Annotated in this window: 12 protein-coding genes; 3 read left to right on the top strand and 9 right to left on the bottom strand. The window is 55.0% G+C overall.

Annotated elements, in window-relative coordinates:
- Positions 1 to 60: 60 nt before the first annotated feature.
- From trpA to leuC, 8 genes are all read right to left on the bottom strand, one after another.
- On the bottom strand, positions 61 to 864 hold the full coding sequence (gene trpA / locus H616_RS0106870) for a tryptophan synthase subunit alpha (protein ID WP_027966705.1): 804 nt from the start codon (positions 862 to 864) through the stop codon (positions 61 to 63).
- A 9-nt stretch (positions 865 to 873) separates the two neighbouring features.
- On the bottom strand, positions 874 to 2,088 hold the full coding sequence (gene trpB / locus H616_RS0106865) for a tryptophan synthase subunit beta (protein ID WP_027966704.1): 1,215 nt from the start codon (positions 2,086 to 2,088) through the stop codon (positions 874 to 876).
- 75 nt (positions 2,089 to 2,163) lie between these two features.
- On the bottom strand, positions 2,164 to 2,805 hold the full coding sequence (locus H616_RS0106860) for a phosphoribosylanthranilate isomerase (RefSeq protein WP_027966703.1): 642 nt from the start codon (positions 2,803 to 2,805) through the stop codon (positions 2,164 to 2,166).
- Positions 2,802 to 3,752: a tRNA pseudouridine(38-40) synthase TruA gene (gene truA, locus H616_RS0106855; RefSeq protein ID WP_027966702.1), complete on the bottom strand. Its 951-nt coding sequence runs from the start codon at positions 3,750 to 3,752 to the stop codon at positions 2,802 to 2,804. Before truA ends, H616_RS0106860 begins: the two co-directional genes overlap by 4 nt.
- 96 nt (positions 3,753 to 3,848) lie before the next feature.
- Positions 3,849 to 4,961 carry an aspartate-semialdehyde dehydrogenase gene (asd, locus tag H616_RS0106850; RefSeq protein ID WP_027966701.1) on the bottom strand — a complete coding sequence of 371 codons (1,113 nt, stop codon included), beginning with the start codon at positions 4,959 to 4,961 and terminating at the stop codon, positions 3,849 to 3,851.
- 151 nt (positions 4,962 to 5,112) lie between these two features.
- The gene (gene leuB / locus H616_RS0106845; RefSeq protein WP_027966700.1) at positions 5,113 to 6,201 is read right to left on the bottom strand and encodes a 3-isopropylmalate dehydrogenase; all 1,089 of its coding nucleotides are present in this window, start codon (positions 6,199 to 6,201) and stop codon (positions 5,113 to 5,115) included.
- Between the two features lie 43 nt (positions 6,202 to 6,244).
- On the bottom strand, positions 6,245 to 6,898 hold the full coding sequence (leuD, locus tag H616_RS0106840; RefSeq protein ID WP_027966699.1) for a 3-isopropylmalate dehydratase small subunit: 654 nt from the start codon (positions 6,896 to 6,898) through the stop codon (positions 6,245 to 6,247).
- Positions 6,899 to 6,901: 3 nt separating this feature from the next.
- Positions 6,902 to 8,347: a 3-isopropylmalate dehydratase large subunit gene (leuC, locus tag H616_RS0106835; protein WP_027966698.1), complete on the bottom strand. Its 1,446-nt coding sequence runs from the start codon at positions 8,345 to 8,347 to the stop codon at positions 6,902 to 6,904.
- A gap of 171 nt (positions 8,348 to 8,518) precedes the next feature.
- Here leuC and H616_RS0106830 point away from each other — a divergent pair, with 171 nt between their 5' ends.
- Both H616_RS0106830 and H616_RS0106825 read left to right on the top strand, forming a co-directional pair.
- Positions 8,519 to 9,421, top strand: a complete 903-nt coding sequence (locus tag H616_RS0106830) for a LysR family transcriptional regulator (protein ID WP_027966697.1) — start codon at positions 8,519 to 8,521, stop codon at positions 9,419 to 9,421.
- A gap of 49 nt (positions 9,422 to 9,470) precedes the next feature.
- A complete protein-coding gene (locus H616_RS0106825) occupies positions 9,471 to 10,883 on the top strand; it encodes a hypothetical protein (RefSeq protein ID WP_240470541.1) in 1,413 nt (470 codons plus the stop codon).
- A gap of 4 nt (positions 10,884 to 10,887) precedes the next feature.
- On the opposite strand, the gene H616_RS0106820 is transcribed toward H616_RS0106825, so the two are convergent.
- Complete coding sequence (locus H616_RS0106820; RefSeq protein WP_027966695.1) at positions 10,888 to 11,412, bottom strand: zinc ribbon-containing protein; 525 nt, start codon at positions 11,410 to 11,412, stop codon at positions 10,888 to 10,890.
- Positions 11,413 to 11,645: 233 nt separating this feature from the next.
- Between H616_RS0106820 and leuS the strand changes: the two genes are divergently transcribed.
- Positions 11,646 to 14,225, top strand: coding sequence for a leucine--tRNA ligase (gene leuS / locus H616_RS0106815; protein WP_027966694.1), 2,580 nt, complete (start codon positions 11,646 to 11,648; stop codon positions 14,223 to 14,225).

Genomic DNA, 14,225 nt, shown 5'->3' with positions numbered 1-14,225 from the left:
GCAGGAGCGTCAGGCAAACCGCTCTGCCAGCCACTTTGCGAGATGTCATTTTTTACCCGCTCAGGCGTCCAGCGCCTGGCGCATTTCACCCACCAGCTCAGCAAGCTGGCCAGCAATAATATCAGGGCGTTCAAGGTTATCGGCAATGCGTGACACTAAGGCACTGCCAACAATCACGCCATCAGAAACCCGCCCCACCTCAGCAGCTGAAGCGCCGTCACGAATGCCAAACCCGACGCACAGAGGCAAGTCGGTCATTTCACGCAGCGGTGCCAAATGCTCCGCCACATCATCAGCATCCGGCAGCGCGCTCCCCGTAACACCTTTGAGCGAAACGTAATAAATATAGCCACTACCGTGAGCACATATTGTAGCTGCTCGCTCCCGCGAAGTGGTAGGCGCAACAAGGAAGATTGCTGCCAGATTATTTGATGTGAGCAACGGTGCCAGAATATCGGATTCTTCTGGAGGCATATCAACCACCAGCACACCATCAACACCAGCAGCGGCCGCCTGTTCAGCAAAAGCCTCAAGCCCTAGCCGTTCAATCGGATTGAGATAGCCCATTAAGGCCACCGGGGTCTCAGCATCGGTGCGACGAAACTCACGCACCATCTCGAACAGGTCGGTCAGGCGCACACCTTTCTCAAGCGCGCGCTCGCAGGCCTTCTGGATCACTGGCCCATCAGCCATAGGGTCAGAAAACGGCACACCCAGCTCGATCACATCAGCGCCAGCTGCCACCATGGCATGCATAAAAGCAACGGTGTGCTGTGGCCCTGGGTCTCCAGCCGTAATGAAGGGGATCAGTGCTCGGCGCCCTTCTGCCTTCAGCTTGGCAAAACGTCGATCAATACGGTTCATGTGTGCCCCTTAGAATTCAATACCATCGAGATTGGCCACCGTCATGATGTCTTTATCACCTCGCCCAGAGAGGTTCACCACAATGTGTTGATCGGCGTTCATGGTGGGCGCAAGGTGCTTCGCGTAAGCCAGAGCGTGAGCAGACTCCAGTGCAGGCATGATGCCCTCAACCAATGTCAGCTCACGAAACGCTGCCAGCACGTCCTCATCGTTAACCGCCACATATTGGACGCGTCCAACATCCTTCCACAGTGCATGCTCAGGACCGACGCCGGGGTAATCAAGACCCGCTGAAATTGAATGGGTGCTCATAACCTGCCCCCCTTCATCAGACATCAGATAGGTGCGGTTGCCATGTAACACGCCGCGCGGAGCGCCTGAGGTCAGGGGGGCCGCATGACGGCCGGTTTCAACACCATCACCGCCCGCCTCAACGCCATACATAGTCACGTCATCATCCTCGACGAAAGGATAAAACAGTCCCATGGCATTAGAGCCACCCCCCACGCAGGCAACCAGCGCATCAGGCAGACGGCCGAATTGTTTCTGCGACTGCTCACGGGCTTCGCGGCCGATCACTGCACTGAAATCACGCACCAGCATCGGGTATGGATGCGGCCCCGCCACCGTACCAATGATGTAGAAGGTGTTGTCGACGTTGGTTACCCAGTCTCTTAGCGCTTCACTCATGGCATCCTTGAGCGTACGCGTTCCCGACGTCACGGGAATGACTGTGGCACCAAGCAAACGCATGCGATACACATTGAGTTTCTGGCGCTCTACATCGTCAGCGCCCATATAAACACAGCACTCAAGCCCCAACCGGGCAGCAACAGTTGCCGTTGCGACACCATGCTGGCCAGCGCCGGTTTCAGCGATAACCCGTGGCTTGCCACTCATTTTTGCCAGCAATGCCTGGCCAATGGTGTTGTTAACCTTGTGCGCACCAGTATGGTTCAAGTCTTCTCGCTTCAGCCAGATCTGGGCACCACCGAGTTGCTGCGACCATCGCTTGGCATGATAAAGCGGCGAAGGCCGGCCCACATAATGGGCCAGATCATGGTCGAATTCGGCCTGAAAGTCGGGATCATTACGCAGACTCTGATAGGTCTTGTCCAGTTCTTCCAGGGCGAAGCTCAGGGTCTCCGAAACAAACCGGCCACCATAAGGGCCAAAATGGCCACGGGCATCCGGCAGTCGGGTCAGGTCACTGAACTTACTCACGAGAGACACCTCTATTGGGTCGTCATTAGGGGGAGTTCTGTTTTAGCAGATTTTTTCACTAAACGCGTTAGCCAGTTATCCATTGACTCGGCGCGCTTCTTTCACAAAAGCAGCCATGGCGCGGGCATCCTTGATACCAGGCAAAACCTCGATACCACCAGATACATCGACTGCCAACGGCCCTACCGCTTTAATAGCATCAGCCACATTTCTCGGGGTTAAACCTCCGGCGAGGATAACAGGTTTTTCCAGTCTTGCGGGGATTCTCGACCAGTCGAAAATCTCACCTGTACCACCAGGAATACCCGGACGATAGGCATCAAGCAGCAAGCCCTGGGCCTGGGCGTATTGTTGTGCTGCGGCCTCAAGGTCAAGCCCATCACGCATACGCAGCGCCTTGATCCAAGGCCGGCTGAACTGCTGGCACATTGCCGGAGTTTCATTGCCATGAAACTGTAGCAGATCTAAATACTCGCTAGCGGCCTCAACACACTCGGGCGCGGCATCAACAAACAAGCCGACCCGTGTAACAAACGCTGGAACCGCCGCTGACAGCTGTTCGAGCTGATGCAGTGTGATATGGCGCTTACTACCACCCCAAAGCACAAAGCCCAGTGCATCAGCACCGGCTGCCACCGCACTATTAATGTCTTCGATGCGAGTCAGGCCGCAAAATTTGATACGGGTTCTACCAAGCGAGTCACCATGAGCGATCATGATGCATCCTTCTGGCTCTCTGCTTGTTGCGTAGCATCAAGCGACTTTGCGTGTGGAACACCGCGCCGCTTTGATGACATACGACAGCTTGGCAGCGGACGATCCCCGCTCCACTCACCTAAGTGGGCCAATAATACTGGGCCAAGTGGCTCACGCGGCAAGTCCCAGACGGGGTCATAAATCGAGTCGACGAAGTGCAGCCCCTCAGGTGGCGCCGTCACATCGCCTTGAGTGCGATCCTTCAACGCCAGCAGGCGCGCGAGATAATCATCGCCCTGGTCACCTCGCCCCACGCGAATCAGCGCGCCGGCAATATTACGGATCATATGATGCAAAAAGGCATTGCCTTGCACATCAATCGCCAGCAACGGCCCATGCCGCTTAACGTCAATAAAATGCAGATGGCGCCAAGGCGAATTTGATTGGCACCCCGCCGCACGAAAGCTGGTGAAGTCGTGCTCACCCACCAGTGCCTGAGCGGCTCGATGCATGGCGTCGGCATTGAGATAATCACGACACCAGGTAACCTGCGCTCGCTCCATTACTGGGCGACTCGGCTGATTGAGAATGAGGTAGCGATAACGACGCGCCAGCGCCATGAAACGAGCATGAAACTCATCGCTAACCGGCTTGACCCAGCGAATCGCAATATCCTTGGGCAAGTTGGCATTGGTACCAAATACCCACGCTTTCTCTGAGCGTAAAACCGGCGGATCAAAATGAATCACCTGGCGCGTGGCATGCACCCCAGAATCGGTCCGCCCACTACAATGCACGCTGACCGGTTTTCCAGCAATACGTGACAGCGCCGCTTCCAGCGACGCCTGTACCGATGGCGTATCTCTTAGCCGTTGCCAACCACAGTATTGGCTACCCTCGTATTCAACCCCCAGCGCAAGTCTGCCGCTCAGAGTCTGCTTCTCATCCAGTCGTCGAAACAGTGTCATTGACTACTCATCATGAAAATGGCCTGACAGACCTAATCAACGGTCTGGCAGGCTTCATTGGGCATGCTTAACAAAAAACCGGTAACACCAGTAGCGCTAGCTCTGCCTGATAATCCGTAGCATCCGGCGCAAGGGTTCAGCCGCACCCCACAGCAGTTGGTCGCCCACGCTGAAAGCCGACAGGTATTCAGCGCCCATCTTCAGCTTACGCACACGACCGACTGGGATAGTTAGCGTACCCGTCGCCGCGGCAGGCGTCAGCTCTTTCATGGTCGCCTCTTGCTCATTTGGCACCAGCTTCACCCAGTCATTGTGCGTAGCGATACGCTCTTCGATTTCGTCTAACGGAACATCCTGCTTAAGCTTGATGGTAAATGCCTGGCTGTGGCTTCGCATAGCACCAATGCGTACACACAGACCGTCGATAGGGATCGGGCGCTCCTGCAAGCCGAGAATCTTGTTGGTCTCCGCATAGCCTTTCCACTCTTCACGGCTTTGGCCATTTTCCAGGCGGCTATCGATCCATGGAATCAAGCTACCCGCCAGCGGTGCACCGAAATTATCAACGGGGAAGGTACCCGCGCGCATATCCTCAGTGACCTTGCGATCAATATCCAGAATGGCACTGGCTGGGTCAGCAAGCTCGGCACCCACGCTATCATGCAGTGAGCCCATCTGCTGCAACAGCTCACGCATATGACGCGCACCAGAGCCAGAGGCAGCCTGATAGGTCATTGATGTCATCCACTCAATCATGCCGGCTTCAAACAGCCCGCCCAGCCCCATCAGCATCAAGCTAACCGTGCAGTTGCCACCCACAAATGTTTTGGCACCCTTAGCCAGCTGAGCGTCAATCACACGACGGTTGACGGGGTCCAGCACCACGGTGCTTTCGTCTTCCATACGTAGAGCACTGGCTGCATCAATCCAGTAGCCTTGCCAACCAGCGCTGCGCAGCTTGCCATAGACCTGTTTGGTATAGTCGCCACCCTGACAGGTCACAACAACGTCAAGTGCCTTGAGCTGTTCAATATCCATCGCATCCTTAAGCGGCGGAACATCAACACCAATATTCGGTCCGGGCTGGCCAACCTGGGAGGTAGTAAAAAAGACTGGCTCAATGCCGGTAAAATCACCTTCCTCGCGCATGCGCTGCATCAGCACAGATCCCACCATGCCGCGCCAACCGACGAAACCAACGTTCAACATAGGATGTCTCCCTGGGATATTGTATGTTCTGTCTTGGGTGCGGCTTCGCCCGCAGGCAAAGCCAGCCGAATCATGCCGCCAAGATGGCTTATCTCGCGGTTATCCCACTCCCTGCGTTGGGAGCTATCTTACTTTATTCTTCAGCTGACTATCAGGCCTGATACAACGATTCAAAAGCGGCTAATACAGCATCGCCCATGGCCTCGGTCGACACACTATCGGTCTCTTCCGATGCAATGTCGGCAGTACGCAACCCCTGGTCAAGCACCAAGCCAACCGCTGTTTCTATTTTCTCAGCCAGCACTGGCTCGTCCAGCGAGTAGCGCAGCAGCATCGCCACTGAAAGAATTGTCGCCAGAGGGTTAGCCAGCCCTTGCCCAGCAATATCTGGCGCGCTGCCATGGCAAGGCTCATACATACCCTGCTTATTTTCATTAAGCGATGCCGAGGGCAACATGCCAATCGACCCCGTTAACATGGCGGCAGCATCTGAAAGGATGTCGCCAAACATGTTTCCGGTTACGATTACGTCAAATTGCTTGGGAGCACGCACCAGCTGCATAGCCGCGTTATCAACATACATGTGGCTTAACTCAACGTCTTGATACTCTTCAGCCAAACGCTCCATCACCTCGCGCCACAGCATGGTGACTTCCAGCACGTTCGCTTTATCCACGCTACACAAACGGCACTCACGTTTACGGGCCATTTCGAACGCAACTCGACCGATACGCTCAATTTCAGACTCGCTGTACACATAGGTATTGAAGCCAACACGCTGACCATCCCGCTCTTCAATGCCACGCGGCTGACCAAAATAAATACCGCCGGTTAACTCACGCACGATCATGATGTCCAACCCAGACACCACGTCGGGCTTCAGTGTCGAGGCTTCAGCTAGCTGCGGATAGAGCAATGCTGGACGCAAGTTGCCGAATAACCCCAGCTCTTTTCTCAGCCCCAACAAACCGCGCTCGGGACGCTTACTAATGTCTTCAATGTTGTCCCACTTAGGGCCACCCACTGCGCCAAGCAGTATTGCGTCCGCGGCTTTGGCTTTAGTCAGCGTCTCAGCCGGCAGCGGCTCGCCATGTACATCATACGCACTGCCACCGACCAAGCCTTCATCAATCTCAACATCCAGACCATGCGTCTGACAAGCCGCCAGCACGCGCGCAGCCTGCGCGATAATTTCTGGGCCGATACCATCACCAGGAAGCATGAGAATCTTGCGAGTCATTATATCTACCATCCTTAATTGGTCATCGAAAGTTGCGCCATGCTCAAGCTTCTGTCACATCCCGAAACAGCCACGGGCGTGCCGCACGGTGACGAGCTTCAAACTCACGAATAGCGTCTTCGCTTTGCAGGGTAATGCCGATGTCATCCAAGCCTTCCAGCAAACAGTGTTTGCGAAACTCATCGACGTCAAAGCTTAACGCCTCACCGGAGGGTGTAACGACCTGCTGCGCCTCAAGATCAATGCTCAGGCAATACCCTGGGCTGGCCTCGACCTCAGCAAACAGCCGATCAACCTGCTCCTCGCTGAGTTTGATCAGCAAAATGCCGTTCTTGAACGCATTGTTGTAAAAAATATCAGCAAAGCTCGGCGCAATTACCGCGCGAAAGCCGAAATCTTCAAGCGCCCACGGTGCATGCTCACGCGAGCTACCACAACCGAAGTTGCGCCGCGCTAGCAGCACACTAGCCCCCTGATAACGAGGCTGATTGAGTATAAAGTCCGTGTTGAGCGGACGGTTCGAAACATCTTGATCCGGCTGACCTTCATCAAGATAACGCAGCTCATCAAAGAGATTAACACCAAATCCCGTGCGCTTGATCGATTTCAGAAACTGCTTAGGAATAATTAAATCGGTATCGACATTCGCACGATCCAGCGGTGCCACCAACCCATCAAGGCGTTCAAATTTTTTCATGGCTCAAGCCTCCTGGTGGGCAGTGGTTGTATCAAGCGTACGCACGTCGACAAAATGACCCGCAATTGCCGCCGCGGCCGCCATGGCTGGGCTCACCAGATGCGTGCGGCCACCATAGCCTTGACGACCTTCAAAATTACGATTCGATGTTGATGCGCAGTGCTCTCCGGCCCCCAGTTTATCGGCGTTCATCGCCAGACACATTGAACAACCCGGCTCACGCCATTCAAAACCGGCTTGTGTAAAAATCTGATCAAGCCCTTCCGCTTCGGCTTGGCGTTTTACCAAACCAGAACCAGGCACTACCATGGCCAGCGCAACAGAAGTCGCGACTTTTTTACCACGTGCCACCTCAGCCGCCTCGCGTAGATCTTCGATGCGCGAGTTCGTGCAAGAACCGATAAACACTTTATCTAGCCGAATATCAGTAATCTTCTGGTTCGGCTTGAGCCCCATGTACTCTAACGCACGGCTATAACCGCGTTGCAGGGTGTCATCAGTTTGCGCATCGGGGTCTGGCACGGCGCCGGAAACCCCAGTGACCATTTCAGGGCTGGTTCCCCAGCTAACCTGCGGCTCAATCTCTGCGGCATCCAGCGTCACCACCTTATCGAACGTCGCATCGTCATCAGATACTAGCTCGCGCCAATCGGCCACGGCGGCCTCCCAAAGCTCGCCTGCCGGTGCAAAGGGGCGACCCTTGAGGTAATTAATTGTCGTGTCGTCCACGGCAATCAACCCAACCCGTGCGCCAGCTTCGATCGCCATGTTACACACGGTCATGCGGCCTTCCATGGACAAATCACGGATTGCGCTACCCGCAAACTCAATGGCATATCCCGTGCCGCCAGCAGTACCGATCCTGCCAATAATTGCCAGCACAACATCTTTAGCAGTGACGCCGCGACCCAACTTGCCTTCAACACGAACTTGCATGTTGCCCATTTTCTGGGCCAGCAAGCATTGAGTGGCCAGCACATGCTCAACTTCAGACGTGCCGATTCCGTGAGCAATAGAGGCAAAAGCGCCATGTGTCGCGGTATGTGAATCACCACACACCACCGTCATCCCAGGCAACGTTGCCCCCTGCTCTGGGCCGACCACATGGACGATGCCTTGACGCAGGTCGTTAATACGAAACTCTTCGATACCAAACTCGTCGCAGTTATCATCCAGCGTCTGAACCTGGATCAGCGAAATCGGGTCTTTGATGCCCGCATTACCTTCAGCACGCTCTTTCACAGTTGTTGGTACATTATGGTCTGGCGTGGCCAGATTCGCGTCTAACCGCCATGGCTGGCGCTTAGCCAGACGCAAGCCTGCAAAAGCCTGAGGTGAGGTCACCTCATGCAACAGATGGCGATCGATATAAATCAGCGCGGTACCATCACCGCGATCTTTTACTAAATGCTGCGACCACAGCTTGTCATAGAGCGTTTGACCTGACATGTCATCCTCCGGGGCCTGGCCCATCTTGCGTCACGGTGGGCAAAGTGCCCTTGTTTTAATCGTTGAGATATTACGTTATGTGTTCAGTTTTACGCGACCGCAGCATAAAATCAATTCATGTTATTTATGGAATAGATTCTCTATTGGAATACAAATAAGAGCACAGACACCATGGACACCCAAAGCTTACAGGCATTTCTGGCAGTCGCTGACAGCAACAGTTTTTCCCGGGCAGCCGAACAACTTCATTTGACCCAGCCAGCAGTTAGCAAGCGCATTGCCACACTGGAAGGCTTGCTTGATAGTCGGTTGTTCGACCGCATCGGCCGCCGCGTCACTCTCACCGAAGCTGGGCGACTGTTGCTGCCCCGCGCCAGACAGATTCTGGTCACCATGGATGATAGCCGGCGTGCCATTGCCAACCTAGAAGGTAGCGTTGCCGGCAGCCTAACGCTGGCCACCAGCCACCACATCGGCCTGCACCGCCTGCCGGGACTGCTACGCCATTATGTTCGCGCGCACCCAGAGGTTCGCCTCGACCTGCACTTTCTCGATTCAGAGCAGGCCTATCAAGGGGTCTTGGATGGCCAGCTGGAAATCGCTGCCGTTACCCTCTCGCCGCGCCCTGATCCACAGCTAAATGTTGTGCCGGTTTGGATCGACCAACTGTGCTTTGTTTGCGCACCGGATCACCCTTTGGCTAGCACCCAGACCTTGTCGCTCGCTCAGCTGTGTGAGCATGACGCGGTGTTACCCGGTTCGCTGACCTTCACCCGCACACTGATCGAGTCGCGCTTTGCTGCCGCCGGCCTGCCGTTACCTCCTGCCACCTCTACCAACTATTTAGAAACATTGAAAATGCTAACCTCAACAGGCCTGGGCTGGAGCCTATTACCTGAACGACTGCTCGATAGTAGCCTGCACCGACTCAACGTTGACCACGCCCCCATTCAGCGCCCGCTGGGGTATTTGGTACACCGCAGTCGCACGCTGTCCAACGCCGCTAAGGCTATGCTCAAGCTCCTCGATGACGCTCGCGAAGAAAACGCATTACGCTGGCCAACCACCCCATAAAACGATTAGCCTGCGTTATTCTCTCGACCTCTGTCTGGCAGCTCGCCCCATGGCAACCCCCGAATCACCACAGGCAGCATCCCGCAACGCCCCTGCCTCTATTGGCAAACCGGCTCGCCCCATTACCAATACGCCTCTGGTAACACCACGACGCGCATTAGCTGGGCTATGCCTACTCGCAGGGTTACTCATCCGTATTGCCCAGATTGCACAACAAACACTCGTCAATAACGCACTCGATAGCCTGACCTTCAACCCCGTTGGCTATGCCATGTGGCTTGGCGTGCTGCTTCTCCTCCCCGATTTACCGCGCCGCGCTCGCATTCAGGCCGGCTCACTCGCCGGCATAGGCGCCAGTTTGCTAGTGCTTACCTGGCTGATGTTCGATACCAACATCAACTGGCTAGATTTACCCAACAGTAACGGCAACGTCGTCACCATGCTGGTCGGCGTCAGCTTTATCGGCCTAGTGAGCGGCATACGTCGCCATCATCAGACAACCAAGCAGCCGGCGACGGGAAAATACGGACTGACTGGCACTTGGCTTGGCGTTCATTTACTGGGATCGGTGCTGAATTTATCAGCGCTTTTCATGATTGGTGATCGCCTTTCACGACACGCTCCCCTGACCACCCCTCAGGTGCTGGCACTTAACCGTGGCTTCTGTGCTGCGGCCTTCTGGTCACCATTTTTTGCAGCGATGGCCGTCGTGATGGGGCTCGCTCCACAGCTCAGCTATCCCCAAGTAGCAATTCACGGTCTGGTGCTAGCAACATGCTCAGCGCTTTTGTCACTCGTCGGCATAGCACGGCGCTTTGACCTGAGCAGCACGCTCGGTTTTTCCATGTCTCCCGCCAGCCTTTTCATGCCGATCAGCATGGCCGGGCTGGTCATGGTATTTCATTATCAACTGACTCCTGCACTGCCAATTCTCGCCATTATTACTTTTCTGCTACCTGGCATCGCGCTGCTGCTCAACCTGACCAAAGGCAGGCGCTGGACAGCCACTCGATTCAAGCGCCACACATTGGAGCGCCTGCCCGCTATGCGCGGTGAAATATCGCTATTTCTCTGTGCAGGATTATTAACCCAAGGACTCACCGCCTTCGCTGACGGTGCCACCAACGGCAGCTGGCAGCTGTTTTCTGACTTTGGCCCTATTCAGGCCAGCATCAGCTTTATTGCCATTATCACAAGCTCACTCGTCGGCCTGCACCCCATCATTGGCATTTCTGTGCTGGCTTCCGTGACAGAGCTGGCCAACGAAAACCAACAAACCCTGTTTGCTCTGGCCTGTTTGGCAGCGTGGGGAGTCGGCACCAGTGTTGGCCCACTCTCTGGCACCAACCTCTCTCTACAGGGGCGTTATGGCATCAGTGGCAGCCTAATAATGCGCCAGAACTTAACCTATGCGTCAGTAATGAGCCTGCTAGTGATCATGTCGCTATGGATTCAAGGATAAACGGTTACCGCCCCAGAGACGCACGCACAAAATAACGATGGCCACACTGATGACAAGGTTCGATACGAGTTAGCGTATCCAGGGCCACCTGCGCCTCACAGTGCGTGCAGCTCATGCGCCCAGGTATCGCCATTTCGCCCGCCACATAGTCAGCACGCGATGCTTCCAGGTCGTCTTCAAGCTGCTCACGCTCTATTTGACTGCGATCCGCAATCGACAATAGCGCATCAGCAACCCGGCGCGATACCTGCGAGAAATCAATGCCCAACCAGTTCGCCACACTTTCACCACCAGCAGCCAGGTAACCACGCATTTCACGCAGATCCCGCTCCACCCAAACGCGCAGGAGTGATAATTCATCGCGGGTGAACTCTTGCACATCTCTTTCAAACTCAACAGCTTCATCAAGCTCATGCTGAAGCCGCTCAATACTGAGCTCTCCCGCACCGTCCTTAATACGCTCAAGCACTCTTTCGTAAGCATCGCTGAGCTTCTGATCATTCTCGGTATGACGCTGCTCTTCACTCATGGTTAGACTCTCCTTTAATGATTGCCGACGCAGTTGACCGTTCATGCCCCATAGCCGACAAGTGCCGTGCTGGGGTATGCTTAGGATCAAATATTTCCTGTATTTAAAACGACATGTCATTGGTGAATCAACGGCAAGCGTAAAACGCTCGCCCAACCTGTTCACTCCGATGACCGCAGACATTCCGGCGCACTTGTCGCCGAGATCAACTGGCAAGGTACCCGAAGGCAGCAATGGACGCACAATATCAACCCGGCACAATCGAACGCGACGCCCAAAATTACTGGGAAAAGAACCAATGCTTCAAAGCTGTAGAAGACGCTAACCGCGAAAAGTTCTACTGCCTGTCGATGTTTCCCTACCCCAGCGGCAAACTACACATGGGGCATGTGCGTAACTACACCATCGGTGATGTGATCAGCCGCTACCAACGGATGCAAGGTAAGAATGTCCTGCAGCCTATGGGCTGGGATGCTTTTGGTATGCCTGCAGAAAACGCGGCCATTCAAAATCAGGTACCACCCGCCCAGTGGACTCACCAGAACATCGACTACATGCGCAACCAGCTCAAGGCACTGGGGTTTGCCTACGACTGGAATCGCGAATTTGCTACCTGCGACAGCGATTACTACCGCTGGGAGCAATGGTTCTTTACCCGACTGGTCGAAAAAGGCCTGGTCTACAAGAAAATGTCTACGGTCAACTGGGACCCTATCGATCAGACCGTGCTAGCCAATGAACAAGTCATCGACGGTTGTGGTTGGCGCTCTGGTGCCCCGGTCGTTCGCAAAGAAATTCCGCTGTGGTTTTTGAAAATCACAGACTATGCTGACGAGCTGCTGGCCGACTTGGACAAAGTCGAATGGCCTGAGCAGGTCAAGACCATGCAGCGCAACTGGATTGGCAAGTCACGCGGCGTTGAGTTGGCCTTTGATATTGACGACCATGAGCCTCTGCGGGTTTATACCACGCGTCCCGACACCCTGATGGGTGTGACCTACTTGGCCGTGGCAGCAGCCCACCCACTGGCCAAAGCGGCGGCTGAAAGCAATCCTGATCTGGCTGCCTTCAATAAAGATTGCCTTAACGGCGGTACCTCAGAAGCCGAGTTGGCACGCATGGAAAAAAGAGGCATGCCGACGGGACGTTACGCAGTACACCCGTTGAGTGGCCGACGCATACCCGTGTTTGTCGCCAATTTTGTGTTGATGGAGTACGGCACCGGCGCTGTCATGGCTGTCCCAGCTCATGATCAACGCGACTGGGAATTCGCCACCAAGTACGACCTCCCCATTGAGGCCGTGATTGCCGACGCACAAGGGCAAGTACCGGATGTTACACAAGGTGCCTATGATGAACACGGCATCTTGATCAACTCTGGTGAGTTCAACGGCCTTGAGTTCCAGGCGGCCTTTAATGCCATCACTGACAAACTGGTTGACCAGGGACATGGCGAGATCAAAACCAACTATCGCCTGCGTGACTGGGGCGTTGCTCGCCAGCGCTACTGGGGCGCACCCATACCCGTCAAGTACGGCCCCGAGGGTCAAACCGTACCGCTCAGCGATGATGAACTGCCTGTCTCGCTGCCACTAGAAGTCACCGTGGACGCCTCTGGCTCGCCGCTGAAAAAAATGCCTGAGTTTTCAGAACTGGGGGATGGCTGGCTACGCGAAACCGACACCTTCGATACCTTCATGGAATCGTCTTGGTACTACGCGCGCTTCTGCTGTGCTGATAACCACGAGGCCATGCTCGATGAGAGAGCTAACTATTGGCTCCCGGTGGACCTCTATATCGGTGGCATAGAGCATGCCATTCTGCACCTGCTCTATGCCCGCTTTTTCCATAAGCTGATGCGTGACTTCGGCCTTGTTGACTCCGACGAGCCCTTCCAGCGCCTACTGACTCAGGGCATGGTAATTGCCGAAACTTACTCACGTTTGCTGGCGAACGGAAGCAAAGAATGGTTTAACCCAGCCGACGTGGAGGTCACACGCGACGATAAAGGGCGTCCACTCAGTGCCATGCTGATCAGCGATGGCAAGCCTGTCGATATGGGCGGCATCGAAAAGATGTCCAAGTCTAAGAATAACGGCGTTGACCCTCAGTCAATGATCGACCGCTTCGGCGCGGATACCGTTCGCTTGTTCATGATGTTTGCTGCACCACCTGAACAATCCCTTGAATGGTCAGATTCTGGCGTAGAAGGTGCTCACCGCTTTGTTAAGCGTCTGTGGAAACTGGTTAACGATCACCTCACGGCCCAATCCGGTCACGCTGACATCCGCAGCATCAACACACAAGATCTTAATGCTGCGCAGCGCGAATTGCGCCGCAAGACCCACGAAACCATCAAAAAGGCCAGCGATGACATAGGCCGTCGCACAACCTTCAATACCGCCATTGCCGCTGTTATGGAGCTAACCAATGCGTACAGCCGGTTTGATGACACCAGTCCCACTGGCAGTGCCGTAGCGCGCGAAGCCATTGAAACCTGCGTGCTGCTTCTAGCGCCGATTATCCCACACGCCTGCCACGCGCTTTGGCAAGCTCTAGGCCACGACACCCCCGTCATTGACGCCACCTGGCCTGTGCTGGATGAAAGCGCCTTAACGCGCGATGTCGTTGAGCTAGTCATTCAGGTTAATGGCAAGCTACGCGCGCGCATCGAAGTTAATGCTGACGCTGATCGTGACGCCATTGAAGCGACGGCAATGGCGTCTGAAAATGTGCTGCGCCATGTCGAAGGGAAGACGGTGCGCAAGGTCATTGTTGTACCCGGCAAGCTTGTTAATATCGTTGCCAATTGA

Source organism: Halomonas halocynthiae DSM 14573 (genome assembly GCF_000425725.1).
Classification (GTDB): Bacteria; Pseudomonadota; Gammaproteobacteria; order Pseudomonadales; family Halomonadaceae; genus Halomonas; species Halomonas halocynthiae.
The sequence above is the reverse complement of the archived record's forward strand: the minus strand, read 5'-3'. Positions and strand labels throughout refer to the sequence as shown.

What these genes read in the sequence shown, in the direction of transcription:
- trpA (WP_027966705.1), bottom strand. Translation starts at nt 864, where the DNA reads ATGAACCGTATTGATCGACGTTTTGCCAAGCTGAAGGCAGAAGGGCGC.
- H616_RS0106860 (WP_027966703.1), bottom strand. Translation starts at nt 2,805, where the DNA reads ATGATCGCTCATGGTGACTCGCTTGGTAGAACCCGTATCAAATTTTGC.
- truA (WP_027966702.1), bottom strand. Translation starts at nt 3,752, where the DNA reads ATGACACTGTTTCGACGACTGGATGAGAAGCAGACTCTGAGCGGCAGA.
- asd (WP_027966701.1), bottom strand. Translation starts at nt 4,961, where the DNA reads ATGTTGAACGTTGGTTTCGTCGGTTGGCGCGGCATGGTGGGATCTGTG.
- leuB (WP_027966700.1), bottom strand. Translation starts at nt 6,201, where the DNA reads ATGACTCGCAAGATTCTCATGCTTCCTGGTGATGGTATCGGCCCAGAA.
- leuD (WP_027966699.1), bottom strand. Translation starts at nt 6,898, where the DNA reads ATGAAAAAATTTGAACGCCTTGATGGGTTGGTGGCACCGCTGGATCGT.
- leuC (WP_027966698.1), bottom strand. Translation starts at nt 8,347, where the DNA reads ATGTCAGGTCAAACGCTCTATGACAAGCTGTGGTCGCAGCATTTAGTA.
- H616_RS0106830 (WP_027966697.1), top strand. Translation starts at nt 8,519, where the DNA reads ATGGACACCCAAAGCTTACAGGCATTTCTGGCAGTCGCTGACAGCAAC.
- H616_RS0106825 (WP_240470541.1), top strand. Translation starts at nt 9,471, where the DNA reads ATGGCAACCCCCGAATCACCACAGGCAGCATCCCGCAACGCCCCTGCC.
- H616_RS0106820 (WP_027966695.1), bottom strand. Translation starts at nt 11,412, where the DNA reads ATGAGTGAAGAGCAGCGTCATACCGAGAATGATCAGAAGCTCAGCGAT.
- leuS (WP_027966694.1), top strand. Translation starts at nt 11,646, where the DNA reads ATGGACGCACAATATCAACCCGGCACAATCGAACGCGACGCCCAAAAT.